Origin of the sequence: Gottfriedia acidiceleris (genome assembly GCF_036421055.1) — a bacterium.
Taxonomy (GTDB): Bacteria; Bacillota; Bacilli; order Bacillales; family Bacillaceae_G; genus Gottfriedia; species Gottfriedia acidiceleris_C.
Window position 1 is genome coordinate 360,465 of record NZ_JAZGQS010000001.1, and the last position, 24,597, is coordinate 385,061.

26 protein-coding genes, 1 pseudogene and 2 riboswitches are annotated in these 24,597 nt (G+C 32.4%); of the genes and pseudogenes, 21 read left to right on the plus strand and 6 right to left on the minus strand.

The annotated features are described in order from the left end of the window. Nucleotides 1-354: 354 nt before the first annotated feature. The 4 genes from RAH41_RS01670 (at nucleotide 355) to RAH41_RS01685 (ending at nucleotide 3,981) form a co-directional block, all read left to right on the plus strand. Entirely contained in the window at nucleotides 355-1,140 is a 786-nt protein-coding gene (locus RAH41_RS01670; RefSeq protein WP_331220153.1) for a 6-carboxyhexanoate--CoA ligase, read from the plus strand. Then, on the plus strand, nucleotides 1,121-1,267 hold the full coding sequence (locus RAH41_RS01675) for a hypothetical protein (protein ID WP_331220155.1): 147 nt from the start codon (nucleotides 1,121-1,123) through the stop codon (nucleotides 1,265-1,267). Before RAH41_RS01670 ends, RAH41_RS01675 begins: the two co-directional genes overlap by 20 nt. Then, on the plus strand, nucleotides 1,257-2,429 hold the full coding sequence (gene bioF, locus RAH41_RS01680) for an 8-amino-7-oxononanoate synthase (RefSeq protein WP_331220157.1): 1,173 nt from the start codon (nucleotides 1,257-1,259) through the stop codon (nucleotides 2,427-2,429). Before RAH41_RS01675 ends, bioF begins: the two co-directional genes overlap by 11 nt. A gap of 355 nt (nucleotides 2,430-2,784) precedes the next feature. Then, nucleotides 2,785-3,981, plus strand: a complete 1,197-nt coding sequence (locus RAH41_RS01685) for a cytochrome P450 (protein ID WP_331220158.1) — start codon at nucleotides 2,785-2,787, stop codon at nucleotides 3,979-3,981. A 153-nt stretch (nucleotides 3,982-4,134) separates the two neighbouring features. On the opposite strand, the gene RAH41_RS01690 is transcribed toward RAH41_RS01685, so the two are convergent. Together RAH41_RS01690 and RAH41_RS01695 are read right to left on the minus strand one after the other, a co-directional pair. Further along, entirely contained in the window at nucleotides 4,135-4,680 is a 546-nt protein-coding gene (locus RAH41_RS01690; RefSeq protein WP_331220159.1) for a VanZ family protein, read from the minus strand. Between the two features lies 1 nt (nucleotide 4,681). Continuing rightward, complete coding sequence (locus RAH41_RS01695; RefSeq protein ID WP_331220160.1) at nucleotides 4,682-5,089, minus strand: hypothetical protein; 408 nt, start codon at nucleotides 5,087-5,089, stop codon at nucleotides 4,682-4,684. 522 nt (nucleotides 5,090-5,611) lie between these two features. On the opposite strand from RAH41_RS01695, the gene RAH41_RS01700 reads away from it, so the two are divergent. From RAH41_RS01700 to RAH41_RS01735, 8 genes are all read left to right on the plus strand, one after another. After that, nucleotides 5,612-6,868, plus strand: coding sequence for an alkaline phosphatase (locus tag RAH41_RS01700; protein ID WP_331220162.1), 1,257 nt, complete (start codon nucleotides 5,612-5,614; stop codon nucleotides 6,866-6,868). Nucleotides 6,869-7,102: 234 nt separating this feature from the next. Beyond that, complete coding sequence (locus RAH41_RS01705; RefSeq protein WP_331220163.1) at nucleotides 7,103-7,942, plus strand: alkaline phosphatase family protein; 840 nt, start codon at nucleotides 7,103-7,105, stop codon at nucleotides 7,940-7,942. Nucleotides 7,943-8,177: 235 nt separating this feature from the next. Then, a complete protein-coding gene (locus RAH41_RS01710; protein WP_331220166.1) occupies nucleotides 8,178-8,870 on the plus strand; it encodes a DUF975 family protein in 693 nt (230 codons plus the stop codon). 526 nt (nucleotides 8,871-9,396) lie between these two features. Beyond that, a complete protein-coding gene (locus tag RAH41_RS01715; RefSeq protein ID WP_331220167.1) occupies nucleotides 9,397-10,116 on the plus strand; it encodes a metallophosphoesterase family protein in 720 nt (239 codons plus the stop codon). Between the two features lie 220 nt (nucleotides 10,117-10,336). Then, nucleotides 10,337-10,864, plus strand: a complete 528-nt coding sequence (locus RAH41_RS01720) for a dihydrofolate reductase family protein (protein ID WP_331220168.1) — start codon at nucleotides 10,337-10,339, stop codon at nucleotides 10,862-10,864. Between the two features lie 527 nt (nucleotides 10,865-11,391). Beyond that, nucleotides 11,392-11,667, plus strand: coding sequence for a DUF4190 domain-containing protein (locus RAH41_RS01725; RefSeq protein WP_331220170.1), 276 nt, complete (start codon nucleotides 11,392-11,394; stop codon nucleotides 11,665-11,667). 120 nt (nucleotides 11,668-11,787) lie between these two features. After that, nucleotides 11,788-12,159, plus strand: a complete 372-nt coding sequence (locus tag RAH41_RS01730) for an iron chaperone (protein WP_331220171.1) — start codon at nucleotides 11,788-11,790, stop codon at nucleotides 12,157-12,159. 163 nt (nucleotides 12,160-12,322) lie between these two features. Further along, nucleotides 12,323-12,874, plus strand: coding sequence for an AAA family ATPase (locus tag RAH41_RS01735; protein WP_331220172.1), 552 nt, complete (start codon nucleotides 12,323-12,325; stop codon nucleotides 12,872-12,874). Between the two features lie 35 nt (nucleotides 12,875-12,909). Here the strand turns inward: RAH41_RS01735 and RAH41_RS01740 are convergent, their stop codons facing one another. Continuing rightward, entirely contained in the window at nucleotides 12,910-13,677 is a 768-nt protein-coding gene (locus RAH41_RS01740; RefSeq protein WP_419471547.1) for a divergent polysaccharide deacetylase family protein, read from the minus strand. 332 nt (nucleotides 13,678-14,009) lie between these two features. Between RAH41_RS01740 and RAH41_RS01745 the strand changes: the two genes are divergently transcribed. The 3 genes and pseudogenes from RAH41_RS01745 (at nucleotide 14,010) to RAH41_RS01755 (ending at nucleotide 15,312) form a co-directional block, all read left to right on the plus strand. After that, on the plus strand, nucleotides 14,010-14,291 hold the full coding sequence (locus RAH41_RS01745) for a PspC domain-containing protein (protein WP_331220173.1): 282 nt from the start codon (nucleotides 14,010-14,012) through the stop codon (nucleotides 14,289-14,291). An 84-nt stretch (nucleotides 14,292-14,375) separates the two neighbouring features. Continuing rightward, complete coding sequence (locus tag RAH41_RS01750; RefSeq protein WP_419471548.1) at nucleotides 14,376-14,900, plus strand: nucleotidyltransferase domain-containing protein; 525 nt, start codon at nucleotides 14,376-14,378, stop codon at nucleotides 14,898-14,900. 46 nt (nucleotides 14,901-14,946) lie between these two features. Further along, nucleotides 14,947-15,312, plus strand: a pseudogene (locus RAH41_RS01755) (glyoxalase superfamily protein). 687 nt (nucleotides 15,313-15,999) lie between these two features. Here RAH41_RS01755 and RAH41_RS01760 read toward each other — a convergent pair. Then, on the minus strand, nucleotides 16,000-16,335 hold the full coding sequence (locus RAH41_RS01760) for a L,D-transpeptidase (protein ID WP_331220176.1): 336 nt from the start codon (nucleotides 16,333-16,335) through the stop codon (nucleotides 16,000-16,002). A gap of 188 nt (nucleotides 16,336-16,523) precedes the next feature. Here RAH41_RS01760 and RAH41_RS01765 point away from each other — a divergent pair, with 188 nt between their 5' ends. The 3 genes from RAH41_RS01765 (at nucleotide 16,524) to RAH41_RS01775 (ending at nucleotide 18,515) form a co-directional block, all read left to right on the plus strand. Next, entirely contained in the window at nucleotides 16,524-17,162 is a 639-nt protein-coding gene (locus RAH41_RS01765) for a glucosaminidase domain-containing protein (RefSeq protein ID WP_331220178.1), read from the plus strand. A 138-nt stretch (nucleotides 17,163-17,300) separates the two neighbouring features. Beyond that, entirely contained in the window at nucleotides 17,301-17,717 is a 417-nt protein-coding gene (locus tag RAH41_RS01770; protein ID WP_331220180.1) for a GNAT family N-acetyltransferase, read from the plus strand. A gap of 357 nt (nucleotides 17,718-18,074) precedes the next feature. Further along, nucleotides 18,075-18,515, plus strand: coding sequence for a hypothetical protein (locus RAH41_RS01775; protein WP_331220181.1), 441 nt, complete (start codon nucleotides 18,075-18,077; stop codon nucleotides 18,513-18,515). Between the two features lie 85 nt (nucleotides 18,516-18,600). On the opposite strand, the gene RAH41_RS01780 is transcribed toward RAH41_RS01775, so the two are convergent. Together RAH41_RS01780 and lexA are read right to left on the minus strand one after the other, a co-directional pair. Continuing rightward, on the minus strand, nucleotides 18,601-19,224 hold the full coding sequence (locus RAH41_RS01780; protein WP_331220183.1) for a GyrI-like domain-containing protein: 624 nt from the start codon (nucleotides 19,222-19,224) through the stop codon (nucleotides 18,601-18,603). A 105-nt stretch (nucleotides 19,225-19,329) separates the two neighbouring features. Beyond that, nucleotides 19,330-19,977, minus strand: a complete 648-nt coding sequence (gene lexA, locus RAH41_RS01785; RefSeq protein WP_098232921.1) for a transcriptional repressor LexA — start codon at nucleotides 19,975-19,977, stop codon at nucleotides 19,330-19,332. A 471-nt stretch (nucleotides 19,978-20,448) separates the two neighbouring features. Here lexA and RAH41_RS01790 point away from each other — a divergent pair, with 471 nt between their 5' ends. The 3 genes from RAH41_RS01790 (at nucleotide 20,449) to cobJ (ending at nucleotide 24,558) form a co-directional block, all read left to right on the plus strand. Beyond that, a complete protein-coding gene (locus RAH41_RS01790; protein WP_331220186.1) occupies nucleotides 20,449-21,108 on the plus strand; it encodes a YneB family resolvase-like protein in 660 nt (219 codons plus the stop codon). Between the two features lie 714 nt (nucleotides 21,109-21,822). Then, a riboswitch (cobalamin riboswitch) is annotated at nucleotides 21,823-22,011 on the plus strand. A 174-nt stretch (nucleotides 22,012-22,185) separates the two neighbouring features. Then, nucleotides 22,186-22,369: riboswitch (cobalamin riboswitch) on the plus strand. 123 nt (nucleotides 22,370-22,492) lie between these two features. Further along, entirely contained in the window at nucleotides 22,493-22,876 is a 384-nt protein-coding gene (locus tag RAH41_RS01795) for a (2Fe-2S) ferredoxin domain-containing protein (protein ID WP_331220424.1), read from the plus strand. A 53-nt stretch (nucleotides 22,877-22,929) separates the two neighbouring features. After that, nucleotides 22,930-24,558, plus strand: coding sequence for a precorrin-3B C(17)-methyltransferase (cobJ, locus tag RAH41_RS01800; RefSeq protein WP_331220187.1), 1,629 nt, complete (start codon nucleotides 22,930-22,932; stop codon nucleotides 24,556-24,558). Nucleotides 24,559-24,597 lie beyond the last annotated feature (39 nt).

Consider the following 24,597-nt stretch of genomic DNA (forward strand, 5'->3'; position numbering starts at 1 on the left):
GCTATTTTTCAATCTGTTCAACACGCAAACTCTTTTTCACGATCAACAGTGACGCTAATAAATGTCTGATCTGGATAAAAAAAAATGATGAATTTAAATGCTTAAATGCTTCTCATACTTTGTAAAAAGTTTTACCTTTTGTACATCCACTGTTTGTGTTCTAAGTTTAATAGAACTTATTCACGCAAAGTTCATACTGTTCCATTTACCACAGATTTTTTTAAGAATATTGAATTATAATATTGACAATATATTAAGAGGAATTTAACATAATTAAATGTTAACCTAAAAAAATATTTGGTTAACATTTAAGAACATTTAGTTTATCAAAAAAAGATTAGGAGACTAATTCAGTTGAGTAATGAAAACTTTTTTAGTGTAAGAATGAGAGCTTCAAAGAATGGGGCACATGAAAACGGTGGAACTCATATATCTGGTGGTGAACTTATTTCAACTTACGACAATTTGACAAATGCACTTAATTTTCTAGTAGAAAAAGCCTTATCTCATACAAGAGGGAAACCAGACTTTATGCAAATTCAGTTCGAATTAATTGAAGAACCAATAACCAAGTTGCTACCTTTGAATACAACGACAAATAAGGTTGAATCGGTAGACGAAGGACAAATACTAACAAAATCACTTTTAAAAAAATCAGGAGTTCCAAATAAGAGCATTGAAAAGGCTTTCCAAGAAATATATGAATATCCAAATCTTAGAGGTGCAATTTTGGTCGATATATGGACTGGGGAGCGCATTGATGATCGTCATGAAAAGGGAATAAGAGTTTCTAGAATGGACTGGTTGACGACAAATTTTGAAAAATGGGCTAACTACTACACAATCCCTCGAAGTCAAAGGATTAAAGAGGCGCTTGTTCTTGCAACGAAAGTGAGTAGGCATCCAGCGACTATTGCGGAATTATGCTGGTCAGATGATCCTGAATATACAACAGGTTATGTTGCCAGTAAACACTTAGGATATCAGCGGATCACAAATCTAAAAGAATATGGTGATGAACGTGGATGTCGTATTTTCTTTGTGGATGGAAGAAGCGATATGCAATCATACATAAACTACTTAGAAAAACAGCCAATTATTGTTCAATGGGAGGAAGAAATTGCCACACAAACTAATTGAAAAACTTAATAAGCATTTATGGTCATTGTTCGTACTAATGAATGAAACGATTAAGAAGCAATTTGAAAAAACGACCCATTCTACCTTGTTAGGGATGAGAAATGAGGTGATTACAGTTGAAGCTTGATCAATGGCTAAGTCAACGAAATAGTTCGAGAAAAACAGCAGGCCTATATCGGAAATTACGAGCAATGACAACAGCTCCACTTACTGAAATTTTAATCGATGGCAAAAAGCAAATTGTCTTTTCTTCGAATAATTATTTAGCCCTTGCAAATGATCCGAAAATAGTCCAAGCCACGGAAATGTGTTTGCGAGACTTTGGGGTTGGGAGCAGTGGCTCGAGATTAACGACTGGCCATACGGTTTGGCATCAAAAACTTGAGGAAAAGATTGCCTCATTTAAACAGACAGAGAAAGCTCTCCTTTTTTCGAGTGGATATTTAGCGAATGTGGGGGTGTTATCATCCTTACCTTTAATAGGGGATGTTATATTGAGCGATCAATTAAACCACGCAAGTATCATTGATGGGTGTCGTCTTTCAAAAGCTAAAACGGTAGTCTATAACCATATAGATATGAATGATCTAGAAGGAAAATTAAAAGAAACTGCAGCCTATCAAAGACGATATATCGTAACAGATGGTGTTTTTAGTATGGATGGGACAATAGCCCCACTCGATCAGATTATGACACTTGCTAAACGATATGATGCTTACGTCATAGTTGATGATGCGCACGCAACAGGTGTTTTAGGTGAGAATGGAAGGGGAACAAGTGAATACTTTGGAATACATCCCGATGTTATTATTGGTACCTTAAGCAAAGCTATTGGCACCGAAGGAGGGTTCGTAGCAGGTTCACACGAATTAATTGACTTTCTGATAAACCATGCAAGGACCTTTATTTTTCAAACGGCTATGCCACCTGCGATCTCTGCCGCTTCCTATACTGCAATTGAATTGATTGAAGGTAGTCATACTAAGCGTCAGCAATTATTTTCCAATGTAAAAAAAATAAAAGCTAGATTAAAAGAAATGGGTTACACCGTAAAGGGCGATCTTACGCCAATCATTCCAGTGCTAATAGGAGATTCGAAAGAGGCGGTAATTTTTTCAGAAAAGCTTCTGGAAAATGGGATATACGCCCCTGCGATCCGTCCGCCAACTGTACCAAATGGAGAAAGTCGAATTAGGTTAACGGTTACCTCTGACCATTCCGAGAAAGAAATTAATTATTTATTGGAATGTTTTCAAAGCATAGGAAATGAGTTGAAGATGATAGAATAACTGCAATTTTTATAATTGGACCAGATACAAATCTTGATAAGACGTTTGTATCTATAAGATTTGCAGTTGTATTAATAGAGAAAAAGATTGATGCGTGCTTGTAAAAGCAATTGTAAAGTGGACTATTACATGAAGTTTGTTTTAAAGTTTGAAGGAAGCCAGACAGTAACTCTATTTACAACCAACTTGATTTTCTTTGGTGATTATTTAACAACAGTTAGGCAAGAAGAAAATAAAGATTACAAAATGTTATGTGAGTTAAGATTTAGAAGTGGAGTCAGTAAAAACGAAAACTAGTTTAGCATTAAAAAAAAAAAAGAGTTTATAATTTTAATCGTTTTAAAAGGAGACCTTCATGAAGACGGATTACCAAGCATTTTCATTTACAACCGAGTTTTTTCAAAATCCTTATCTATTTTATGAGAAACTTCGGTCTATGCAATCAATCTATAGGGGAAATTTTATTAAAAATCCTGGCTGGTATGTTACAGGTTATGAAGAAGCAATAACCATTCTGAAAAATAAAGGATTTGAAAGTCGCATCCCACTTCCGGAGGGCTCAAAAAAATATGAGCAACTAAAAAATATCCAAAAAGACATGATGCTTTTTAAAAATAAATCAGACCATAGACGTTTGCGTTTTCTCGTTAGTAACGTATTTGCACCAAGAATGGTGGAGCAACTTCGTCCATATATCGAAGAAACAGTATATGAAGTATTACAACCATTTCAAAATCAGAAATCACTGGATGTAGTTTCGGATTTAGCGTTTCCTCTAGCAAATCTCGTTATTGCAAGAATAATAGGCGTTCCAAAAGAGGACATATTTCAATTTAGAGAATGGTCGGCAAGTTTAATTCAAAGTATTGATTTTACTCGTAGGGGAAAGGTGTTAGAAAACGGGAATACAATTACTATAAAATTAATGGATTACTTTAACAAACTGATTAGAATAAGAAAACTTAACCCGAAAGAGGACCTTATTAGCAAGCTAATTATGGAGGAACAGCAAGGTGACAAGTTAACAGACGATGAATTATTAGCAAACTGCATACTACTTGTTATTGCTGGTCATGAGACAACCGCTAATCTTATCAGCAATTCAGTTCTTACTTTATTATCAAATCCTAATCAACTAATGAAACTTAAGGAAAATTCATTATTGATTGAACAGGCTGTTGAAGAGTGTTTACGATATGAGAGCCCAACTCAGATGATCGCTCGGGTAGCAGCAGAGGATATTGAGATACATAATACACCTATAAAAAAAGGGGACCAGATATATCTACTATTAGGAGCGGCTAATCGAGATCCACATAAATTTCATAATCCTCATATATTCGATATTACGAGGAATCCTAATCCACATCTTGCATTTGGAAATGGGACACATTTTTGTTTAGGTGCCCCGTTGGCACGCCTAGAAGCACAAATTGCGATTAAAACTCTCTTAGATTGGAAAGAAAACATACAGCTAGCTTCTTCAAACTTAAAATGGCAAAAACTAATTGGATTTCGATCTTTAAAAGAGCTCCCAATTATATTTGATTAAGTAAAAATAAAATATCGACTTCTTAATAGAGACTGCTAGAGTCCGAACCTTTCTTTCAGTCTCTATTTTACGAATTGTTTTCAAAGAAAGAGTTAGATAGGGAATGGAAGCTTTTAATATACCCCATAGGGCTAGTGTTAATCTCCAGTTTGACTAGTTTAGATACCAACGCGAATAGACTCTCGAAATAATCCACCCTAGTAATATACCACTCACGTTTAAAATTAAATCATCGATATCCATAACTTTATTAGGATATTCGGTTAAATAATTGATACCAAGTTGGATAAATTCAATTGACAAAGACAGTAAAAAGCCAAATAAAAAGCTTTTATGAAACTGCAGATTTTTTCTTTTTAGTACTACATAGAGAATTGGTATTGGAAGCAACAAGAGAATATTACCTATTATTTGAATCCATAAACCATGTTCAATCGAATTAAGAATTGTATTAAATGGTGAAAATTGGTAATAGAGTTTACTAGTTATTTCAGGATTTTTTTTATAGAAATACGTAATTGGAAAGAAAACAACTTTTACTAAAGATAAGTAGTAAAAAAACCAAATTGTAAAATGATAAAATCTTTGAATTGTAAATGTTTTACTCATCCATTTTATCTTCATAAAAAATGCTATTAATCCTAACAAAAATACAAATAAAAATTCAATGGTGTCTAACGTAACTGAAAAGCCAATCATATTAGTATTTCCAAGATATAGTTGTTTTTCCTTCCATAAGAAGGCCAGTGTAGTTACGGTAATAAATAGAATAATTTCCCTTTGTTTTGTTAGTTAGTGTTTTGTTTCCACCAGTTACTGATGGTACAATTGATACATCTTTGATAGGATCTAGACCAAAAACATCCATTTTTAATTGTAGTTCAATATTTGCTTGCTTTGTTTTTTTAGTATCTACCCAAATACCCTTAGTAGGATTAACTGCAACAGTAAAGGTAGGATTACTACCTACATCAAGTCTTTTACTTTCGACTCCACCAGTCATGCTATATGTCGTTGAGTATTTACCATTTGCTGCAAAAACTGTTCCGCATGTTAGTAACATTAAAGATACTGTACAAATAGCTAAAGCTTTTTTAATTCTAATCATTGTAATCCTCCTTAAATTTAGTAATTGGAAAGTCCCTCAACTAATAAAACGGAGGAATATAAAATTAAATAAAGTATTCTATGTGAACAAATATTGAATTAAAACATCTAGTGTATTAGAAGCGAGGTCAATTCTTACTAAAGAACATAATAAGGACTTTTGTAACGAAATAATATAAAACACTACCTGAAAGGTTGGTCTATAATGCTTAATTTCGTTTTTCCTGGTTTAGTCTTAATTATTCTAGTAGCAGTTTTTGTACTATTTAACCGAATCGTTAAGAAATCTAAAAGATCATAGCTTGATAAAGAAAAGAATCTTATATTTGATTCTTTTTATTTGGCCTTGATAATAATATTTAGATCAATTCAGATATTAAAAAGGATCAAATTAAAATTCGACTTCAACAAAGATTACAAAATGTTCATACAAATTTATACCTTTTTTACAGTATCTATACAGTTCCTAAATACTCTTTCGTTATATTGAAAGTAAGAAAATTTTCAATGGGGAGTGTTTTTTATGGGGAAAAAGAAAACGATTATTAGTGCTGCTTTAACAATAGCAACAGCAACAACTTTTGGATTTACTCATTTTGTAGATGCAAAAGGATCCGATGATAGTCACGAAAAAGGAAAGGCGAAAAATGTGATTGTTTTTGTTGGAGATGGAATGGGAGCTGCACACCGAGAGGCAATCCGACTGGCTACTGTTGGACAAACTGGTAAACTAGCAATGGATGATATGCCTTTTGCTGGATTGGTACATACAAGCTCAACTACTGCTATAACTGATTCGGCTGCTGCTGCTACTGCTATGGCGTCAGGGGTAAAAACTTATAATGGGGCAATTGGTGTTGATGCAAATAAGAAGTCAGTTAAAACAGTTTTGGAAATGGCAAAAGAAGCTGGGAAATCAACTGGTTTAGTCACAACTAGTCAGATTACGGATGCAACTCCAGCAGCATTCGGTGCCCATGTGACTGATCGTTCAAAACAAAGTTACATTGCTAAACAGTATATTGAAAACAGTAAAGTCGATGTATTATTAGGTGGAGGCGAGGACTTTTGGTATCCTGCTGGAAATGCTGGAAGTTATGAAGATCACCCGGCAAAAGACACGTCTGAACAAAGTAAAGGAACACAAGGAAATCTTGTTGAAGAAGCGAAAAAGCTTGGCTACAATTATGTAACGAATGCAAATGAGCTTCAAAAAGCCAAAAATGGTAAGTTGTTAGGTCTTTTTGCAAATGAAGAAATGTTTGAACAAAGAGAAGAGGGTAAAGGTGATCTTTATGATCCTGTAGTATCACTTCCTGACATGACAAAAAAAGCAATTGATACTTTATCGGATAATAAAAAAGGTTTCTTCTTAATGGTAGAAGAAGAAGGTACAGACGAAATGTCTCATGAAAACAATGCCGAAAAAATGATTAAATCTGGTCAAGAACTAGATAAATCTGTATCGGTAGCTAAGGAATACGCAAAGGATCACCCTGACACACTTGTTCTAGTAGTTGCAGACCATGAATGTGGTGGTTTATCAATTGAAGATGTGGATAGCAAAGATGAGTCTGGCGATGGAATTTCTAAAGAAGACGGACCATTTAATGTGGCAAATAGTAGCAATCAATTCATGATTGATTGGACAACAAGTGGTCACGGTGGCGTATCTGTTCCTTTAACAGCAATTGGTGCTGGAGCTGAGCTATTATCAGGAACATATGAAAACACTTATATCTATGAGGCTATTAAACAAGCAATGGGTTTGAAAGAATAATTTTTGTTGAAAGACATTCCATTTTATCTAATGGGATGTTTTTTTTAACGCCCTGTAATGTAAGTCTAGCTTCACGAAGGGCAGTATTAGTATTTGCTACATAAATGAGATAAATCCAAGAAGGGTAATTAGATAAACTCGGAGAATTAGTTTCTTAAGGAAAAATACGGAAAAAAGATTACACTAAACTTTTTTTACTTTGAAACAATAAAATAATTAAATAAAGGTAGTGTTATGTTGAGAAAAAGGGTTATAGTACTAATTTTAATCTGCTTTGTATTAATTGCTTGTATACTTTTTAAATCGCAAACAGAATCGGATATTCCAAAAATTGATCATATTGTAATCGTCATTGAGGAGAATCATGCGAAACAGCAAATTATTGGGAATCATTCTGCACCTTATATTAATTCACTAATGAACCAAGGTGCCAACTTAATTAACTATCATGCAATTGAACATCCTAGCCAGCCGAATTATTTAGACTTGTTCTCTGGATCAAATCAAGGTGTCACTGACGATTCTTTACCAGAAACAAAATTCTCAACAGATAATTTAGCAAGTGAGCTTAATGAAAAAAAACTAACATTTGCCGGTTATTCTGAAGATTTGCCTTCAATTGGTTTTAATGGAGAATCCAACAAAGATTATGCACGCAAACACAATCCATGGGTCAATTTTACAAATGTCTCAAAAAAAGCAAATCAACCACTTGAAAAATTCCCAACAAATTTTAGTAAGCTGCCAACTGTTTCTTTTATAATCCCTAATCTCCAAAATGACATGCACGATGGAACAATTAAGCAAGGAGATCAGTGGTTAAAAAAACATATTAGTGCTTATGTCAAATGGGCAAAAACGAATAATAGTTTGTTAATTGTAACGTGGGACGAAGATGACTCTTCACATAATAATAAAATTCCCACCTTTTTTGTCGGACCCATGGTAAAAAAGGGACAATTTAACGATCATTTAAACCATTTTAATCTTTTACATACAATAGAGGATATTTACGGATTAAAACATGCAGGGACTAATAAATCTGTTAAAACGATAAAAAATATATGGAGATAATTGGTTGCTTTATAAAAAATGATGTAGATAACAACGATGAGTAAATCCACCACTTAACGTGAGCAAACAATTCTGGATTGAATAGACAACAAGTGGTGATTTCAAGAAACATTCCATTGATTATGGAATGTTTTTTGAGTGGATAAATTAATTGTAAAAAAGTTGACAAACTTAAAAAAGGAATTTGTAGAAAAATGTAGAATTTTATATTCATAATTAGTTAGGAGGTGTTTTCATGTACTTAGAAGAAATACGCTCAAGAGCACGAGGTACCTTGAGAGGAAATTGGAAAAAATTTATTGGATATACGATCATAGTACTTTTATTAACTTCATTAGTTGAAAATAGACTTTCAGTATACTTCCCAAATCCCATTAAAAATGAATTGACGAAATACATATCCTTTGTAATTAGTTGGGATGACTATGTAACGTTAATTTATAGTCTATTTATTTCAGCAATCATTACGATTGGGAGTACACGGCTGTTTACATTTGCGACAAAGGAAGTTGAGCAACCTTATTCCTTACAAACAATATTTTATTATTTTACAAACTTGAACCTTTATTTAAATGCTTTTTTACTAAATTTCTTAACTTATTTATATTCTACGCTTTGGACATTGCTTTTGATTGTTCCTGGCATTATAAAATCATATTCATATAGAATGGCCCCATACATATTTATTGAAGAACCGAATTTGACTCCAAATGATGCCATTACAAAGAGTAGAAGAATGATGGATGGATATAAGTGGAATTTATTTTGTTTAGACATTTCTTTTATTGGTTGGATTATTTTATCCATTTTAACGGTTGGGATTGGGTTTTTATGGTTGTTTCCCTATATGAATGCAAGTGAGGCACATTTTTATCACGAATTAAAAGGAAATTCAAAAAATGATAATGAAGCTAAAGTTTTAGTTTAAATTTTTAACAGAAAGATATTAATTTGTTGAAGAATTTTTTAAAAAAATAAACGGTTTTCCATTTAACTGATTAAGGACAGCCATTTTTTTACTCGATCCCGACACCACCAAAATGGAACAGTATCATTCCAACTACTTTGATCATTACTTAGATTATTTTTAGAGATAAATAGAAATGATTCCTAAAAATTGATGTAATAACTAGGTAGGAGTGGTGATCATTCAAAAAAGACTGAAATATACCCTAGTAAAATTGGTACTAAATACATATTAATAAAAGCTATACTATTTCACCTTGTAAAAAATAGTTTGGAATGTGAATCAAAATGGGGCTAAATATAGCTCCTTTTTTCTTTTATGGTAACATAATAAGGAAGGATTAATATTCTTTTAAATTGAATAGTTTAATGGGTAACAAAGAAGTTTTTTAAAAATTTCAATACAATAAATATTTGCTAATTTATAAGGCATAGTTAGATTGGTCTATCATGTAAAATGCAAATGTTTGGGAACAGGAGGAAGCATCATGACAAAAATAGCAATTATTTCAGATATCCACGGAAATAAAACTGCGTTAGAAGCAGTTTTAAAAGACATTCGCTCTAGAGAAATTGAGAGGATTTTTTGCTTAGGTGATCTAATTGGTAAAGGGCCTCAAGGCTCTGAGTGTATAGAGCTCGTTCAAAAAAATTGTGAAAAAGTAGTTCGAGGTAATTGGGATGTATTTATTCAATCACCTGCAGAAAATGATTTTATACAATGGTTTAGAGACCGATTAACAGATAAAGACTATCAATTTCTAGCTTCATTACCATTTCATATTGACATTGAATTAAATAAACAATTAATCAGGTTCTTTCACGCTTCACCTAGGAGTGAATTTGAGAGAGTTTTACCTTTCCATCCAATTGAAAAACGGTTAAGTATGTTTGACAATAGTGAGATGACAAATTCAATTAAAGACGATAAAACTCCTGATATCATCTTTTATGGAGATATACATACTACCTTTTTGGAAACTTTTAAAAACGGAATTTTATGCAATGTAGGAAGTGTCGGAAATTCCCTTGATTTAACTTCTGCGTCATATGCGATTCTTGATGGTTCTTATTCAACAAATTCAATCCAATTTGTAAGGGTGGAATATGATAGAGAGGCTGAACTGAAAATTGCTGAAGAGTTAAAATTACCGGATTTAGATAAATATCATGACGAAATAATGTTTGCTAAGTACAGAAATTCATAATTTAAAATTTATAACAGTGGGAAACCGTACCTTCCTACTGAACTGTTTTTTTTTATTGTTCTGAGAGTCTCGATTAATTTACTATTGTCATTTTTTTTGTATATTAAGGCATTTTTATTCGCTTTATTTCTAAGAGTATATTATTGTTACATTCAATTATACTAGATTTATGATTATGTAATGGGCAAGAACAAACTTCAAAAAAAATAGGAGATTTAATATGGAAAAACAACGTAAAATTATATTATACATTGCTACTTCTATAGATGGTTATATAGCAAACGATGATGGTACATTAGAATGGTTAGAAACAACAGAAGTAGAAGGAGACTCTGGCTATAATAGACTTTTAGAAAGAATTGACACTGTTGTGATGGGAAAAACAACATATGACGTCGTTCGTGGATTTGATATGGAGTATCCATATAGTACATATAAAAACTATGTGTTTTCAAAATCTACAACCGGATCAGATGAATATGCTACTTTTCTAAATGAAGATATTAAAACTTTTATACATGATTTAAAACAACAACCTGGTAAAGATATATGGTTAGTTGGTGGAGGTAACTTAGCACGAGAATTTTTTAAAGAAAATTTGATTGATGAATTTCAACTAGCGATCGCTCCGATCGTTTTAGGAAAAGGAATCAATCTTTACACTGGTGATGACATTACCCAAAAATACACTTTAACGAAAGTAGAAAAATTAGGTCAACTTGCTATGCTTCATTATGTAAAGGAATAAAAAAAGATATTAGTAAAACAATTAAATGAAAGTTAAATAGCAGCAAAATTAGCAGCAAATTTACACTAAAATTGTACAAAAAAGAGTATTGAAATAGATCAATGCTCTTTTTACTAATCCTTTAATCTAAAAGATATGGCTTACTAGTTGTCACTTTGGGAAATATATCAATTTTGGATCTAACATTTATTATCCCTTTTAAGATTCTTAAGCAAAAGGGAATTAGTAGAAAATAGTGGTACTTTGTCTGTTTCCGAATATAGAAATAATTTTTAAAAAGGAGTACATAATTTAATCACAAAAATACTAGAAAATAAAAAAAGTTAACATTCAAAATACTAATTTCTGTAAGCCCATTAGGTTGGAAATTATTTTAATCCTTTTTTTATTGTGAACTCTTTAAATGGTTCTTACTTTTTAAAATAAAATGCTGAAATTAACCCAAATTACAAATAAGAGTTGTTAGTGTACTATTATAATAGAATTATATATAAAATTGTAATTATACTTTCATGGGGGAATTAGTAGTGGAAACAACAAATAGTAAATCGATCTCTTCATTAACTTTAGGCGTTTTATCGATCATCATTCCTTATATTGGCTTTATACTTGGTATAATAGGTCTATTTATTTCTCGAAAAAGTATTGCCGAAATTAATCACACGAATGAAAAAGGGAAAGGTTTAGCAATTTCCGGAAGGGTTTGCAGTATTGTTGGTATATGCATACAGTCAATTTTGATTATCATTTTAGTTTTAGGTATTATTACATTTTTTTCAATGAATGATAATATGACTTTTTAATGGGAACATAGTTTCGAATGAAAATACTTTGAAGCGACTTTGACTGTTTCGATTTAAATGTATATAGTTTAGATGAAAGTCTTACATATCTACCTAATTTTTGATTGAGGAGGGATTGACATGGAAGTTTTTGCAGAATATTTAGCAGGCATTGATCATCCAGACCACCGGGAGCGGACTGCTGAAATATTGGATTGGATCTCGAATAAATTTCCTAGCCTAGAGCCACAAATTAAGTGGAATACGCCGATGTTTTCTAATCATGGGACATTCATCATTGGTATTTCGACCGCGAAGCAACATATGAGCATATCACCTGAAGAAAAAGGTATTGTTCAATTTACTGATGAAATTGCAAAGGCTGGATATAGTGCTACAAAAGGTTTGTTTCGTATTCCTTGGAAAGTACCAGTTAATTATCAATTACTTGAGAAAATGATTGAGTTCAATATTCAAGATAAAGCTGAATTGACGACATTTTGGCGTAAATAATTTTACTTATTTCATTAACTAGCATGGGGATTTAATCTTAGTAGGAACTGACTAGATCAGTTCTATTTTTTTATTCAGAAAGATTTTAAAAGTAACAAAGTCATTTTAATTAAGAAATCGAATAATAATAAAAACAATGTTTTTAAGATAGGTTGTGATTTAAATGAAATTTAGCCTACCTAGGAAAATACATATCATTGGATCAGTGGGAAGTGGTAAGACAACACTAGCAAAGCAGATATCCAAAAAGCTAAACATACCGTATTATGAGTTAGATAATGTTGTATGGAAAAGGAAAAAGGATCATAAAGATATCAGGCGTTCCGAACAAGAAAGAGAATGCTATTTAGATACACTCATTCGTTCGGATACATGGATTATGGAAGGTGTTCATCATGAAGAATGGGTACGTAATAGTTTTCAAGATGCAGAGTTAATTATTTTTTTAAACACCAGCTATTCTGTAAGAACCTACCGAATCATTAAAAGATATTTCTTACAAAGACTTAAATTAGAGAAGTCAAATTATAAACCGACACTTAAAATATTCTTCAAAATGTTTAAATGGAATAAGTATTTTGAAGAGGTGGGGAAACCTACATTTTTTAAAAAGTTTAAAGATTATAATGAAAAAATATTGGTCGTTAATAATATAAATGAAGTTGAAGATTATTTTACCGAATACAGTTCGAAAAATATAGGAATCGCAAAATAGCGCTTCCTATATTTTTTGAACATTTTAGCAAGTTCTTAATGTAATGGGATTGGAAGGTTTTCTACTAATTCTGATAAAAATACAAATTTAGCTTCTTCCTTAATTTTAGGTATGTATTCCTTTATTACATTGGAGGTAATTTCGCCCGGTTCTCCTACATGTCCAATCGCAATCATTGTTGGTTCGACTTTTACTTTTTCTAATAGTAATCGAGTTTGCTTTTCTATATGTTTATAGGTGTATACATCATCAAAAAATAACTTGTTTTCAATGACCGGCACGCCTATCTCATCTGCAATTTTAGTAACTACGCTTCGATAATTTGTTTTACTATCTAAAAAAAATAGGCCCCTTTCTTTACAAGCAGTTAAGACAATGCGCATTACTCTCTCATCGGAAGTTGCTTTTGAGCCCATATGATTATTTATTCCTATTGCGTATGGGACGTCATCAATAGCGGCTAGAACTCTTCTTCGAATTTCGTCATCACTTAAATTGGTCTTAATCGCATTTGGACCTAACCAACTTGCTTTCCCTTTCCTTGGTTCCATTGGTAAATGAACGATTACCTCATAACCTTTAGAATGAGCGACAGTTGCATCCTTTTTAGTAGAAGGTAAAAAAGGCATCACTGCAACTGTTAATGGGATTGGTAGTGAAAGCATTTGGTCCGTTCCTTTCATGTTATTACCAAAATCATCAATTACTATCGCAAGCTTATGATTAGGCTCAGCAAATACTGAAGAGCAGGTAGTAGATAGCGCTACAAATATAGAGAAAATAGAAGTAATCCAAAGCTTCATCGGTAAATCTCCTTTTTTATTAATTACTATGCTCTACTATTTTCTGTGATTATGAAGAAAATAACCAAAAAAATTGAAAAGAAACTAAATTCAACAAGTAAATGTGATTTTTTGCTCAATTATTTAATAAAAATTCCATTAAAATTAAAAGGTAAAAGTAGTATGAATAGCAAATTGCTGATCACTTTTTTTTTATTCCAGATTTGCTTTATAAAAAAGGAGCTTTACTTCATTAGGAGAATGTTAAAGCTTTATTTTCTAGCTAGAAGTTTATATGAAGGATTAGGGGAATATGGGTCAATAGACTCATGAACAAAAAGAAGGAAGATAATATGAATAGAAATAAGTTATATAAATCAAATACAGATTATGTATTCTTAGGTGTATGTGGAGGAATTGCAGAAGCTTTATTAATCCCATCAATTTTTGTAAGATTGGTATTCGTATTTTTGCCAGTATCACTTTTAGTCTATCTAGTTTTAGGAGCCCTGATGGGAAATGATGATTTTTATTATGTTGAAAATGTAAGGAAGAAGAGTAGGTTTAAAACTGTGATACTAGCTTTTGTATTTACTGTAATTGTAATGGTAATTTTATCTAACTTGGGTCTTTAGAAGCGACTTCAATTAAATAAATAATAGATGGCCCAAAATGTTTGTGATAGAAACTTAACATTATAAGTAAAAGGTGTGGTTCATTTGGCAAACAATAAAGCCATTTTAGTAGAGAAACAATTAATGATCCTCAATGAAATAAACTCAATTTGTTTAAATTTAAAATTTCAGCTATGGCTACGTGGAGGGTGGGCAATTGATTTTCTGCTTGGAAAAATTACTCGCGAACACTCGGATATTGATTTAGTCACTTTCATTCAATATCGGGAAGAGTTAGAACAAGCAATGGTCAATGCTGGTTTTAAGAAAATACCGATCAGTATACTTCAAACGGATTTTATAAAAGATGAGGTCGATGTGAGTTTTGTATTTGTTAGAATATCAGAAGAAGGTAAAATCATAGCGAATGGTTTTCCAGACTGGGAATGGAGAAAAGATGCTTTGCCAATTCAAAAATATAATTTTAAAGGTATATCAATTAATGTATTAAACCCATACCAGTTACTGGAGGAAAAAAAGATATATGAAAAAGGTACAGGACGTAAGCTTCGACCAAAGGACATTGAGAGTATGAAAGTAATTCACGCAATTATTGATGAATTAAGCTAAATGAATTTATAGGTAGTAGTTTTAAAAGAAAATGAGAGAAAAAGAAATGAGCACATCGAATAGTTCGATGAAAAGTCCAGTACCTATTTTACGTATGCTTGATGAAGAGAAGGCAAAAGAATTTACATAACATTTTTAGAATTTGAGATTGATTTGGAGCACCGATTTGAAGATGAATTTCCTTTATACAACTGTATAATTCATCTTTCTAGAGCACCATGGAGATTGTAGTCCAGGTGGAGCTATTGGAATTGAGGTAGAAGATTTAGACTTACTTCATTCAAAGCTTCTTTCAAAGAAATATAAATATGCTCGACCTGGCATCGAAGAAACTCTTTGGAAAACACGAGAGGTCCGAGTTGGAGATCCATTTGGTAATAGAATTGTCTTTTATGAAAACATGAACGACTAAATGATTTCCAATAATGTGAAGAACAACCAGATGATTTAATTAGGGATCATTCTAACTAATCCTCTTAAAAATTGAAAAATATGTTTTGTACTATATCATTCCTTTTTTCTTAATATTAATGAAGACCAAACGAACAATTAAGATTAAAAAAATCAGCGCACCCAAAATTTCATTCAGAGCCCTAGAATATTGGAATAAAGCTTATTCAAAGAGAAGATGAGCAATATTATTACATTAATTTATTTATTAAATATAGAAGTAGAAAAGAATATGAAGAACGCACGAGGTTTGAAAGAAGTCAAGTCGAATGGAATGAAACTTGGTTTAGTAATGATATAACTTATGAACTAATATCAGTAACAATCTGGAAAGATTTTAGTCCAATGTCCTAGCATCTTCAGTGAAATGTGATTCTTATATTTTTATAAAAAAGGCAAAAATTTCTATAAATGATGAAATCAAAGAACTTGCTAAAAGTATTATTTTATTGAGGTTTCTCGTACTAAAAGTACATTTTCACAATTGGCCATTCTATATTTCAACACTCTAAAAACCCTTACAGTAGAGTAAGGGTTTTTAAATATCTTAGTGCTAATCTTCAATCTATAAAGCAGCTTTTTTAAAAATGTAATTTAAATTAACACAGAAGTATTATTCTATGAAAATCCATTTTGTGGGTTTTTACATTTATTGGTGAATAACGACACCCGTACCAATTGAAACCTTCGAAGATAATTCAAGTACATCTTTATTGTACATTCGAATACAACCATGTGAAACAAATTGACCAATTGTTGCAGGATTATCAGTTCCATGAATTCCGTAGTGTGGAGCTGAAAGTCCCATCCATAGTACTCCAAAAGGTCCACCAGGATTTGGATGTTTATTAATAATTGTATAGGTTCCTGTAGGTGTAGGAGTAAGCATTTTTCCTACTCCGATTGGATAAGTTTTAAGCAAATTGTTGCCATCGAAAAGTTTTAGCTGGCGGTTTGATGTAGAAATGTAGATCCAATTAGTCATTTTATCAGCTCCAGTTTTTAACACCATAGTATGAAGAAAGTTTAATAGATGTTAAATACAAGGGGAGTATAGAAAAATGAATTTAGTATAGAAATTTTCTATTACTTTTCTACTATTTCCTTAGTACCAAGATTGGAGCATATGAATATTCTATAGGACAAGCATTTTAAGGAGAGGATTAGTCTATAGTGTCTAATACAATTAAATATTTTCAATATGCTCAAGAAGTTTCAAAAAAGATTGGCTGGTTAACCGAAGTAATTTATACGCAATGGCAAGTAGAAACAGCACATTTTACGTCTAAAAATTTTAAGAGAAATAATAATATAGCAGGTCAAACTTGGTATCCAGGTTTACCGCTTAGTAGTAGAGGAACAGCTAGACCTAAAAACGAAGGTGGTTATTATATAAAATATAATGATCCAATTCAGGGCTATGTTGATTTTATTTTAAATAATCCAAGGTACAGTAAAGTTAAAACATACAAAACTGCTAATGAACAATTTCAAGCGATCGCTGCGGCAGGATGGGCAGCAGATCCAAATTATGCAGATGTGCTTATCTCGGTTAATAATGCAAATATTAAAAATGGGTTATATAAAAGGATTATTCAAGAGTTATATCCTTATAAAGGAATCTTAAAAAAAGGTTCAAGGGGAGTACAAGTAAAGAAAATCCAAGAAAAATTAGGTGTTAAAGTCGATGGCATATTCGGGATTCTAACCGAAAATGCAGTGAAAGAATTTCAAAGAAAAAATGATTTAGTAGTTGATGGAATTGTTGGGGTAAATACATGGGGGAAACTTTTCAATCCAACAGATCTATAAGTTATAGAATCATTTATAAAATGACCTGTATGATTTTAAATACAGGTTTTTTAATTTAAACCAGCTACATTAGAGGGTTTGAAAGGATTTTATAGAAAAGTTAACAATAATGATTTAAGAAAAGGAGAACGAAAGAAAGTGGAAATTAGAAATGCGGTAATGAATGATTGTGAATCAATTGTAAATTTGGATTCTCAAATTATTGAAAGTCGAATTAGGGAAAATCAAATTAAACGATCAATTGAAGAAAATCGATGTATTGTTTGTGAAATGAATAAAAGGATTGTAGGTTTTATGATTTATCATAACTATTTCTTTGGTCATTTATTTATTGATTTAATAATTGTTTCGCCAAACACGAGGAGGCTTGGTATAGCAAAAAATCTCATGAAATTTGTTGAAGTTTTTTCAGAAAAGAAATTATTTTCTTCTACTAACAAATCAAATATTCTAATGCAAAAAGTATTTCAATCGCTAGGATATATTGAAAGTGGATTTATCGATCATTTGGATGAAGGAGATCCTGAAATTATTTATGTTAAATTAATAGATTAAACGATATTTTTGGTCATTTATTTTTTGAAGAAGAATAAAAATATTTTTATTACCCCAATTATCATTAGCCACGTCTAAATACCCATCTAAAATACTATATAAATTTAATTTCAACAGTTTCTCTAACTTAATTCGAAATAATCATATGTTAATAGTTAAATTTAAATATTTACTATTATTCACAATCATTACGAAAAAGTGTGTAAAAAGTCCAATGGATTGATTAATTTGTTACTTTAGGGCTAATCAGTATAAAAAAATTTTAAATACATTCTTCCTGTTATTCTATTTTTCCATGCATGATGAATAGTAATAATATATAAATGCTCCAATTATATCACTACAAGGAGTGGAAATATGGATTTTAAAAGGGAATTCATCTTAAAAACAAAAGCTATATATAAAGAAACTGTTACAGAAAATATGGCATACAGTAAGATGTGTGAGAAGTTCGAATCCTATTTTGTTGATTTAAGGGAGTCTTTAAAAAAGGAAATTGAAGTTTCGAATGGTGAATTTGAAATTATGATTGATAAAGATAATGTTATTGAGGTCTTATTAAATCAAAGAGAGTTAATAATTACGATTGATGATGCGGGAGTAGTGGTTAGTATTAAATATTTTGATGAGGTGCAAAATGAACAGGTTGAAAATAAGATTGATATAATTGAATATGATGGTGGGGCATATAAGAGTCAAGTATTTCAATCACCTATTACTAGAAATATAATCGATAATTATTTAGCAATTGCGTTTAGAGATGATTTGGAGAAGAGTTTTGAAAGTTATAGTGAATGATAAGGGGAATTCATTTTAAAATCATATGTTCTAGGTAACAAATAGTGTGTTAGAGCTTGGGATTTCCAAGCTCTTTTATTTTGGTTCATTCTTTGACTTGGAATCTTAAAACAGTTCTCAATTTATCAGGTTGTGTTTTTCTCGCATCAGAAATATAGATTTCTTTGTGTGTTTTTTGAACTCTTTGTAGTTTATTCTCCATACAGAACTCTTCCATTAATTTAAAAGTTCTTGGTTCGTCATCATAACTCCCGATGTGCATGGTTTGAACACATAAGCCTTCAGTAATCGATTCTAGTTTTATATTTGCTAACAGTGGATTTTTCTTTTTTTGTTTAAGTTGATCTAAAATGATGTATGTTAAATCTTCTGTAATAAAGTCGGGTTGTCTAATCATTAATTTATATAGTAGATGATCTTTATTTAAATAATCTAGTTTTCGACCTTCTTCATCTAAATCCCAGACACCTTCAAGAGGGAAGACTGTGTAATCAAAGTACCCTTCTGGAATAATGCCTTTTTTGGGCAACATTTTTATGGCATATGCTAACGAATAAAGTGATTCGACATTTTGTTTAAATAGTTCATTATTTGGATTGCCTTTGCCTTCAATCGTTATGTATTTAAATGGTGGTATTTTAATTTTATTAGGCTTACTTTTCGGTAAATAGATTTCTTTTAAACTTTTTCTCCACTCAAATTTACTCACTAAAAAAACTCCCTTTATAATATGTCAGTTTCATTTATTTTGTTATGAATATACTTAAAAAAAACAAAAAGCAATCACATAAATATGTCATTGCTTTTAAAAGGTTTAATGATATGTACGATAAACTCCGATTACTTTTCCTAAAATTGATACTTGTTTTAATAAAATAGGAAACAGGGCATCATTTTCAGGTTGAAGTCTAAAATGATCGCTTTCTTTATAAAAGCGCTTTACAGTAGCTTCACTATCCTCAGTCATGGCAACAACAATTTCTCCATTTTCAGCAGTGAACTGTTTTTTAACGATTACAAGATCGCCATTTAAAATACCAGCATTGATCATGCTATCTCCTTCTACTCGTAACATAAAAACTTGTTCGTTAGATGGAGCGACAGATGTCGGTAAAGGGAAATATTCTTCTACGTTTTCGACTGCAGTAATTGGAATACCTGCAGTTACTTTACCAATTACAGGAATGTTAATAATATCGTTATAGATTTCACTGTAAGATGCTTGTACTTCATTCACAACCGTAGCTGTATCGCCAAGAATCTCGATTGCACGCGGTTTCGTTGGGTCTCTTCGAATATAACCTTTTTGTTCAAGTCTCTCTAAATGACCATGTACTGTAGAACTTGAAGCTAAACCAACTGCCTCAGCAATCTCTCGAACTGAAGGTGGATAACCTTTAATTTTTACTTCATCTTTAATATAAGCTAAAATTTCTGCTTGCCTTTTCGATAGTTTGTTCATTCGAATTTCCCCCTTGCCTATAAAGTAGATAATACGTTCCTCTTTATTTTTTTCATTATATCATGATAGGATATGATATACAAACGTTAGTTCTATTTTTTGTTAAAGTAGTTTTCCTGTTCGTAAGGGGGGAACAGTTTATGATTGAAATTATTTATGCGAGAGTAAGCACAGCAATGGATTCAAAAGAAATATCATTAAATAGAACGATCCGAATTAGATGAACAGATGGGAATGTGTATTCTAGAAACAATAGGCGAACAGGTTAGTGGGTAAGAAGTAAAACAGTCAGTTTCAATTAAGGGAAGAGTACCCAAATGGTATTAGATATTTAAATTACTGTCTAGGATATTTACGAATAATTCATAGGATGAAGAGAATCGTGCGGATAGAAAACTTAACTATTTGTAGAAAATCTATTAAATACAATAAGAATAACGTTGTAGTGGTGTTTTAAGAGGAGTAGATAAAATGAAAGCAGTTATTTATTGCCGAGTTAGTACAGAAAAAAATACACAAGATACTTCATTAAAAAGACAAAGGGAAGAACTAGAAAAATTAGCAAATAGTAATAAACTTGATGTGATTAAGATAATTGAAGAAAGACATAGTGGCTTTGATATAGAACGTGAAGGAATTATTGAAGCTTTAGCAATATTTAAGGATAAGCAAGCTGAGATCTTACTTATACAAGATGATACCCGATTAGGAAGGGGACATTCGAAAATTGCACTTATCCATGAATTACGCAAAATGGCAATAAAAGTTTATACAATACAAGATCATGGGGAGATATCTTTATCAGATGCAGACTTAATGGTCTTGGAAATACTAAGTACAGTTGAAGAGTTTCAACGAAGAATTGCTAATTATAAAATAAGCAGGGGGATGCGTAGAGCTGTCGAGAATGGTTTTCAACCTCATAAGAATATATCAAATAATCATTTAGGAGGTAGGGAAAAAAAAGAATTGCCGGTTGAAGAAATAATAAATCTGAGAAATAAGAAACTAACTTTTCATGAAATAGCAGCTACATTACGAGGTTTAGGTTATGAAGTTAGTAGGGCAACTGTTCATAGAAGGTATAAAGAATATTTTGATGAACTAAATCAGCAATCTATTAAGAATTAAAGAAAATTAGAGATTGTCATTTAATAGTTTATCAGTTAGCTTTTTCTAATTATCAAAAAGAAATACATAATATAATTTAAATAGATTATTGGGTTGACCCATTAACCCAATCTATTTAATAATTAAATTTTAAAGTAAACACAAAGGGCATTAAAAATAATAAAAATACAACGAAGAGCTAAATTGATTGATTATAGCTGTCTTTCCATTCTTTCATTTGGATCTACAAAGATTTGTAGAAGCTAATGTTCTTGTGTTGATCCCGTTTAAATGCTTAAATTCCGGTAATATAGGTTTAATAGTTTATCATGAAATTGAGAGTTATAAACAGGCTTTTAAAACGAATTTTAGAGGTAATTTATAATATTAATTGGAAAAATAATATTATTTTAAGAATTTTATTTTATTATACTTACCAATACAATTAGTGCAGTATTTAATAAATTGATCGTCTTGTCATCACACAAAAGCGAGCTTAATCAATTTGAGACAAGGTTTCGCCCGTTTAGTAAATGGAATATTTCTTGAAAAATTGCAACAAATTTAGTTGCCATGGCCACCCAAAATAGAATTGTCATATTAAATTTCTGCTATTTCTATATTACATTTATGAAGTTAATGAAGGGTAGCGTTTTCAAAAAGTAGTTTAATAGACTCTTGAAATATTAAAACTGATAGACTAGTATATTAATATCTAATAAATTAAATATTAATTTGTTAACAATTAGTTAAGATGCCTTAGGGCTTAATTGGGAATCTGGTGCAATACCAGAACTGTCCCCGCAACTGTAAGTGTGGACGAAATAGACAAACCACTAAAAACGTTTATATGGACGTTACGGGAAGGGTCTAAAGTAGGAAGATACACAAGTCAGGAGACCTGTCTTAGCTTTTAAGTTTCGATTTCTTCGGGGGTTGAGAAGATGAAACGTTTGGACAAAAAAGATTGTTTATTAACTTTTTTTGTGCTGACGTTTTATCCGTTCAACTTATGTTGAACGGATTTTTTCGTTTATATGATTCTAATCATTTTAAATCCTTAAAGTATGTCACTAGAAGAAACAAGTCTTTTTAAAAATTGAATAAATTAGGATTGGTGCACTTTGAAAATTAGTGCTTAAAAGGGAAGTACGGTTTAAATCCGTCACGGTACCCGCCACTGTAAGGGGAGTTCTTTGCAGATGTCACTGAAGTAATTCGGGAAGACGCAATAGAATGATGAACCTAAGTCAGGAGACCTGCCTATACCTAATAGCTTTAATCAACCTACGGGAACATAGGTAGAAGTGCTGAACTTACATTGCTATTTTTTGTGTGTATTTAATTCTGCATCCCTATGTCCATAGGGGTGCTTTTTTTTGAAAAAATAAAAGGAGTGTGTGATATGACTACTTGGAATTTACAAGGGACGAAACACCATGTTTTGATTTGTAACGGTAGCAGCTGTATGAGAAAGGGTGGGGAGGAAGCAACACAAGCGATCCGGAATGAAATCACCAATTTAAGCTTAGATTCAATCATACATACAACAAGAACGAGATGTAATGGAAGATGCAAGGATGCTCCTGTTGCCATCGTCTACCCGTCAGGGACTTGGTATAAAAACGTAACCCCAGAAGTAGGAGCTACGATTGTTAAACGTCATCTGGCGGAAGGTCAATGCCTTCAAGAGCATTCAATCTATCAATATTCCGAAGATGGGTTCATACATCCAGAAGGGACGGAATGCATCGAAGGAGTACAAAAAGCGGTAAAAGAGAAGATTTAACAGTGGATAGTAATTGGATTCTAGTTTGAAATTGTGGAAGGTGGCGTAATAGTGTGAAAGGTAAATTATTGGTTATTGGTTTTGGCCCTGGTGATGAAAAACATATTACCAGACGGGCAAAGGAAGCAATCCAAGAAAGTGATATCATCATCGGCTACAAAACCTACGTTGATTTAATCAAGGGATTAATAGCTGGAAAACAAATCATCAGCACAGGAATGACTGAAGAAGTGAGCCGTGCCCAGGAGGCTGTAAAACAAGCTGAGCTCGGATACACGGTAGCTGTCATTTCGAGCGGTGATGCCGGTGTGTATGGAATGGCAGGACTTGTTTACGAAGTCCTAATTGAAAAAGGCTGGAAAAAAGACTCAGGAGTAAAAGTGGAGGTAATCCCTGGCATTTCTGCCATCAACTCCTGTGCTGCTTTACTAGGTGCGCCGGTCATGCATGATGCCTGTACGATCAGTTTAAGTGACCATTTAACACCTTGGAGCTTGATTGAGAGACGAATCGAAGCAGCCGCTCAAGCTGATTTTGTGATTGCCCTATACAATCCAAAAAGCGGGAGAAGAACACGGCAGATCGTGGAAGCTCAAAAAATTCTATTAAAATATCGCTCGCCAGACACCCCTGTAGGATTGGTAAAGAGTGCATACCGTGATAGTCAAAAAATCGTCTTAACCAATTTACAAGGGATGCTAGAACACGAAATTGGCATGTTAACCACTGTTTTAATTGGGAACTCTTCAACATTTTTCTACGATAATTTGATGATTACTCCACGCGGTTATCAGCGAAAGTACACATTAAATCAGGCAATTCAGCCGTTGAAACCGCATCAGCGTCTGCAAAAGGAAGCCGAACCATGGGCACTGGAGCAAATGGAAGATGTAACACTCGTAAACAAGAAACTAGTCAACCCCACCTCAGTGAAAGAGTCGTCAAGAGAGGTGGCTGAGGAAGCCTTGGAAATGATCCTTGGTGAGAAGACCTATGGACGAACCCAAGATCCAATTGTGAAGCAAGACTTTCAATCTATTTTTGAGGTAGCGGTAAGCCCTGGTGTCGCCAATAAAAAATTTACATCAGTTCAGATGGTCATTCTTTCCGAAATTGTCGGGGAAGAAGGAGTCATGGAATATACACAAGACCATTTTATGAAGCTGCAAATTGTAACCTCTAATCCTGATGAGATTATTGAAAAACTAACGGCAGCCAACTTTTTGATTGCTCCTGTTGGCGACGTATTAACCGTAAAAGCTTGCGATTTTTGTGACGGAGAAAAAAAGGATTCCATCTCTTATGCCGAGGAGCTTCAAGAAAGGCTTGGCGGCATGGAACTCCCAAAAGAATTGAAACTTGGTGTGAATGGCTGCGGCATGGCCTGTTATGGAGCCGTAAAAGAAGATATTGGCATTGTCTATCGTAAGGGAGCGTTTGATTTATTTATAGGAGCCAAGACAGCTGGACGAACTGCTCATCCTGGCCAAATGGTAGCTGAAGGAATCGCACCAGACATAATTGTCGGGGTCATAGAGGGGATTGTTCAAGAGTACAAACAAAAAGCTTATCCAAATGAACGTTTCTATAAATTTTTTAAACGGGTCAAAGAGGTTCAAGGTTTTGTGTACCAGGATATCACACCAAATCTTCAAATCGAAGCTGCTGTATGCGGGGAATAAAGGTGAGAAGACTAGCGGTTAATTGAATGGTAAGGAATT

Bases quoted from the DNA above. Each gene is read 5' to 3' on its own strand.
- RAH41_RS01685 (WP_331220158.1), top strand. From the start codon at position 2,785: ATGAAGACGGATTACCAAGCATTTTCATTTACAACCGAGTTTTTTCAA.
- RAH41_RS01690 (WP_331220159.1), bottom strand. From the start codon at position 4,680: ATGATTGGCTTTTCAGTTACGTTAGACACCATTGAATTTTTATTTGTA.
- RAH41_RS01695 (WP_331220160.1), bottom strand. From the start codon at position 5,089: ATGATTAGAATTAAAAAAGCTTTAGCTATTTGTACAGTATCTTTAATG.
- RAH41_RS01700 (WP_331220162.1), top strand. From the start codon at position 5,612: ATGGGGAAAAAGAAAACGATTATTAGTGCTGCTTTAACAATAGCAACA.
- RAH41_RS01705 (WP_331220163.1), top strand. From the start codon at position 7,103: ATGTTGAGAAAAAGGGTTATAGTACTAATTTTAATCTGCTTTGTATTA.
- RAH41_RS01710 (WP_331220166.1), top strand. From the start codon at position 8,178: ATGTACTTAGAAGAAATACGCTCAAGAGCACGAGGTACCTTGAGAGGA.
- RAH41_RS01715 (WP_331220167.1), top strand. From the start codon at position 9,397: ATGACAAAAATAGCAATTATTTCAGATATCCACGGAAATAAAACTGCG.
- RAH41_RS01720 (WP_331220168.1), top strand. From the start codon at position 10,337: ATGGAAAAACAACGTAAAATTATATTATACATTGCTACTTCTATAGAT.
- RAH41_RS01730 (WP_331220171.1), top strand. From the start codon at position 11,788: ATGGAAGTTTTTGCAGAATATTTAGCAGGCATTGATCATCCAGACCAC.
- RAH41_RS01735 (WP_331220172.1), top strand. From the start codon at position 12,323: ATGAAATTTAGCCTACCTAGGAAAATACATATCATTGGATCAGTGGGA.
- RAH41_RS01740 (WP_419471547.1), bottom strand. From the start codon at position 13,677: ATGAAGCTTTGGATTACTTCTATTTTCTCTATATTTGTAGCGCTATCT.
- RAH41_RS01745 (WP_331220173.1), top strand. From the start codon at position 14,010: ATGAATAGAAATAAGTTATATAAATCAAATACAGATTATGTATTCTTA.
- RAH41_RS01760 (WP_331220176.1), bottom strand. From the start codon at position 16,335: ATGACTAATTGGATCTACATTTCTACATCAAACCGCCAGCTAAAACTT.
- RAH41_RS01775 (WP_331220181.1), top strand. From the start codon at position 18,075: ATGGATTTTAAAAGGGAATTCATCTTAAAAACAAAAGCTATATATAAA.
- lexA (WP_098232921.1), bottom strand. From the start codon at position 19,977: ATGAACAAACTATCGAAAAGGCAAGCAGAAATTTTAGCTTATATTAAA.
- RAH41_RS01790 (WP_331220186.1), top strand. From the start codon at position 20,449: ATGAAAGCAGTTATTTATTGCCGAGTTAGTACAGAAAAAAATACACAA.
- RAH41_RS01795 (WP_331220424.1), top strand. From the start codon at position 22,493: ATGACTACTTGGAATTTACAAGGGACGAAACACCATGTTTTGATTTGT.